Below are 3,829 nucleotides of genomic sequence, written 5' to 3' on the forward strand. Positions count from 1 at the left end.
ATTGGGCGTCATCAGTAGCCTTCGGCTGCAAAGCCCGTTCCGGGCTACCGAATCCCCAGCCCGGAACGGGCTTTGCGGCGGAACGCCATTGCAGACGCCAGTTTCCAACCGGCGGCGAAGCGATTCATGAAAAAGGCTCTCCTGAGCAATATTTTTTGTGCCCTGCCTTACTTATGTGATACCCTGCTTCATCTTACTTGCACTGGAGTCTGTACGATGCCTACTGGAACCTTAGTGGACTACGTCCCAACGATCAAGCTGTTTCTTTCACACTGGAACTCTGTTGAAAACACGACACAAACCGCGCTGGTACTCACTAATGAAATGACCCACGACGGATTGACCGATCTTTTAGAGCGTATCGAAGCCGCTACCGCCACGGTACTCACGTCCTTCAATGGCCAGCAGATCCTTCAGAGCACCCGTCAGCGCGTGCAAAAGCCCGTTCACACGATGGCGAAGCAAGCACGGACGAGCCTCAAGGGACTGGCGGGCAATACCGACGCTATCGGGGCGCTCCCGGACATTCCGGCGGTCACCACCAACCCGGCCAAGTACCTCCCTGCGGTGCGCGATCTGGCCGACACCTGGGCGCGGGTCAATGCCCTGCCACAAGCCGCTGTCCCTGCGGCGACCCTGCCGCTCACCATCCCGATGGATCAAGCCGGGGCGATTGTGCAGAAGACCCACGGGGAGTTTGTGGCCGCGCTGGGTGCCCTTACCGCCGCCGTGGACGAAGTGGCGAGCAATGCACAGAGCCTCAAAGAGCTACGGGGCCAGCGCGATGCGCTCCATGCCACGGCACGCGCCGCCCTCAAGCTCTACTCGCCCACGGTTAAGGGCAAGCTTCCCGCCGGGCACGCGCTCCTCAAGAACCTGCCCAAGCTGTAGCGCCCCCCAACGCCCCCCTTCGCGAAGCCGGAGGGGGTGGCTGAGTTTTACGAGGCCGGGGGAGATGGCCGCTAGGCAGCTTTAGCCTGCGGTTGAGGGTGATCTGTATCAATCAGCCGACCGAGCTTGCGCTCCGCCTTGTCCTGGTACATGTTCTGGTCAGCCACCGAGAGCAGCGCTGCCCAGTCCGCACCATCCCGGGGAAAGCAGCCCACACCAACACTGGCCCCCAGCCGCAGATGCCCCAGCCGGGGGTGAATAAGACAAGTCTGGTAGCCCTGCACCGCCTCACGGATGCGCCGTGCCAGCCGCTCCGCCGCCTCAGGCGTGCCCCCCTGCTGCACAATCAGGAACTCATCGCCCCCGTAGCGTGCCACCGTATCCGACTCGCGCACGAGCGAGAGAAAGAGCTCCGCCAGGTCACGCAGAACACGATCCCCCTCCTGGTGCCCATAGAGATCATTGATCGGCTTGAAGCTGTCCAAGTCCAGACAGATCAGGTTGAAAGTGTCGTCGGGCTGCGCTCTTTCGCAGAGTTCCTCCACCGTCTGGGTGATAAAGCGAATGTTGTAGAGCCCCGTTAGGGTATCGGTGTGCGCGTGATTACGGGTGCGCTCAAAGAGAAGGCCATTGTAGAGAGCCAGCGCGGCGCGCTCCGCGATCGTCTCCAGCAGGTGCTGGTCATGGCCCGTAAAGGCACTTTCATCGGGATGGTACAAATTGATCGTCCCCAGCGGCTGCGACTGGTGAATAATCGGAATGACCATCATGGAGCAGAGAGGTGTCCACGGGAAACCAGGGGAGGTCTGCACCAGAACATCATCGCTGTCGTACTCCCCTCGAAACGCCACTCCGGTTCTCGCTGTTTTCTCGGAGCGGCTCTCCGGCGAGCCCGTCCGCGACTCCAGGAAGAACTCGCGGTTCAGACCGACGGCGGCGCGCACTTCTAAGCACCCACTGACCTCATCGCGCATTAAGAAGACACAGGCGACATTGGGAATAATGGCCTCCAGCTTGCGCGCCAGAATGTCCAAGGTCTCATCAAGACCAATGCTCGATGAGAGTGTCTGGGCGACCTCATAGAGTGCCCACAGCTCCGACGACGAGCGCTGAATATCTCGAACAGCGCGCTGGGTCTTGGTGGTCACTTCGGGTGTTTCCTTCTTCTTGGGAGCCAGCGGCCCCTCGCCACGTGTCGCCATTTCCTCCACCACGGAGTCAATCACGGCCAGAAATGCCTCGGCAATTACCGGATCGAAGTGGGTTCCTGAGTCTTTGCGGATCATCTCCACGGCACGGGAGTGCTCCCAAGCGGCGCGGTAGGAGCGGTTAGAAGTCACGGCATCGTAGACATCCGCGACAGCAAGGATGCGTGCTTGGAGCGGAATCGCTTCGCCCTTGAGGCCGTCTGGATAGCCCGTTCCATCCCACTTCTCGTGGTGGTACTTCACGCCCGGAAGCACCGGCCAGGGGAAAGGAATGTCCGCAAGAATGTCCGCACCGATCCGGGGGTGCTCTTTCACCTTGGCAAACTCTTCAGGGGTCAGCTTTCCGGGCTTTAGCAGAACGTACTCGGGGACGCCCAGCTTGCCAATATCGTGCAGCAGTGCGCCCGTATTGACTCCCTCCAGCTCCACTCCCACTAGGCCAAGCTGCTTTGCCACCGCCACCGCGTAGTGCTGAACCCGCAGAATGTGCTGGTGGGTGTAGGCATCCTTGGCATCAATAGCCAGCGCGAGGCTCTTAATAGTCGCCAGATAGAGATCGGCCAGCTCCTCCTTGCCACGCTCCATCTGCTCCGCTTGGGAGGCGTAGACCTGGTAGGATTTATAGGTGAAGTACGCCACCGGAATACCACAGAGCAGCAAGATCAGTAAGTATCTTTGCTCCAGCACCCCTGCGAGAGCTGCAATCAGTGCTCCGACAAAGTAGCTGGGGGCAGTCCATAAAAACTTTTCTTTCCAGATTTCCAGAGCCTTCTTCTGAAGAACCGCTGCCAGAATGAGGGCAACAAAGCCGGTATTGACAAAGAAGAAAGTAAAGCTCGCCGCCGTGATCGCTCCGATAGCCTCGATGCTTCGGATCGCGAGCCCGCCATTGAGAATCAGGAAAACATGTCCACTCGCCCAGGTGGAGATCGTGTTCACAAACACATTGAACAGAATCTGGTGCAGTGGCTGGCGCTTGGGGTACAGGCACGCGGAAAGCGCCGCGAACGCCCCGATAAAGACGGAAAACTGCGGGCCAAAGCGCAGAGTCGCAGCAAGGGTTAATACATAGGCAAGCGACATAGACCCCACATCGGCGGTGGTCTTATAGCGCTGGCGCATCAAGTTCACTTTACGGCTCCCCGCAAGAACCGCGAGAAGCACGTACATGAGAAGTTCGAGATCAAAATGAACAGGCGTGAGTGTATTACGAACGATTGCATAAATTGCGATCATTCCCCCTAAAACAAAATTCACCCACAAGACACGCTGGGCAAGCTTAGGAAGGTCGCGCATTTCTTTTTAACACCATAAGTAGTATCGGCTGGGGACTAGGGGAAGTAGAGCCAGTAAAACAATGGGGAAGGCATCCAGCAAAAAACCTGGAGAGAGCGCTGCTCTCCCCAGGTATGCTTGTTGAAAGTTCGAGTCGCTCTAGTTCTCGCCGTAGATGGCCTTGCTGGTCAGGTCCACATTGCCAGAGCCGCTGCCCCAGATCACTTGATCCGTCCAGGTAGTCGAGCCCCAGAGCACCTGGCTTCCCCAGAGCACTTGCGTGCCCCAGAGCACCTGATTTCCCCAGATCACCTGGAGATTATTCACCCCATTGACCCCCCAGATCACCTGAGTGCCCCAGAGGATCTGGTTGCCATTGACCAGGACATTGCCTGCCGTGTTCCGGTAGAGGCTCGGGCTGGTGGCGGGCTTGGTGGCCACAGCCGTGCTGGCCA

Annotated in this window: 3 protein-coding genes; 1 reads left to right on the top strand and 2 read right to left on the bottom strand. The window is 58.7% G+C overall.

The genetic code is table 11. From position 1 onward, the window contains the following. The first annotated feature begins 216 nt into the window (after nucleotides 1–216). Nucleotides 217–891, top strand: a complete 675-nt coding sequence (locus ACH2EH_RS15925) for a hypothetical protein (protein WP_395143079.1) — start codon at nucleotides 217–219, stop codon at nucleotides 889–891. Between the two features lie 71 nt (nucleotides 892–962). Here the strand turns inward: ACH2EH_RS15925 and ACH2EH_RS15930 are convergent, their stop codons facing one another. Continuing rightward, nucleotides 963–3,395: a diguanylate cyclase gene (locus ACH2EH_RS15930; protein ID WP_395143081.1), complete on the bottom strand. Its 2,433-nt coding sequence runs from the start codon at nucleotides 3,393–3,395 to the stop codon at nucleotides 963–965. A gap of 138 nt (nucleotides 3,396–3,533) precedes the next feature. Then, the coding region (locus ACH2EH_RS15935; RefSeq protein ID WP_395143083.1) for a hypothetical protein at nucleotides 3,534–3,829 on the bottom strand (296 nt) is incomplete at its 5' end.

This window comes from Armatimonas sp., from assembly GCF_043760365.1.
Lineage (GTDB): Bacteria > Armatimonadota > Armatimonadia > Armatimonadales > Armatimonadaceae > Armatimonas.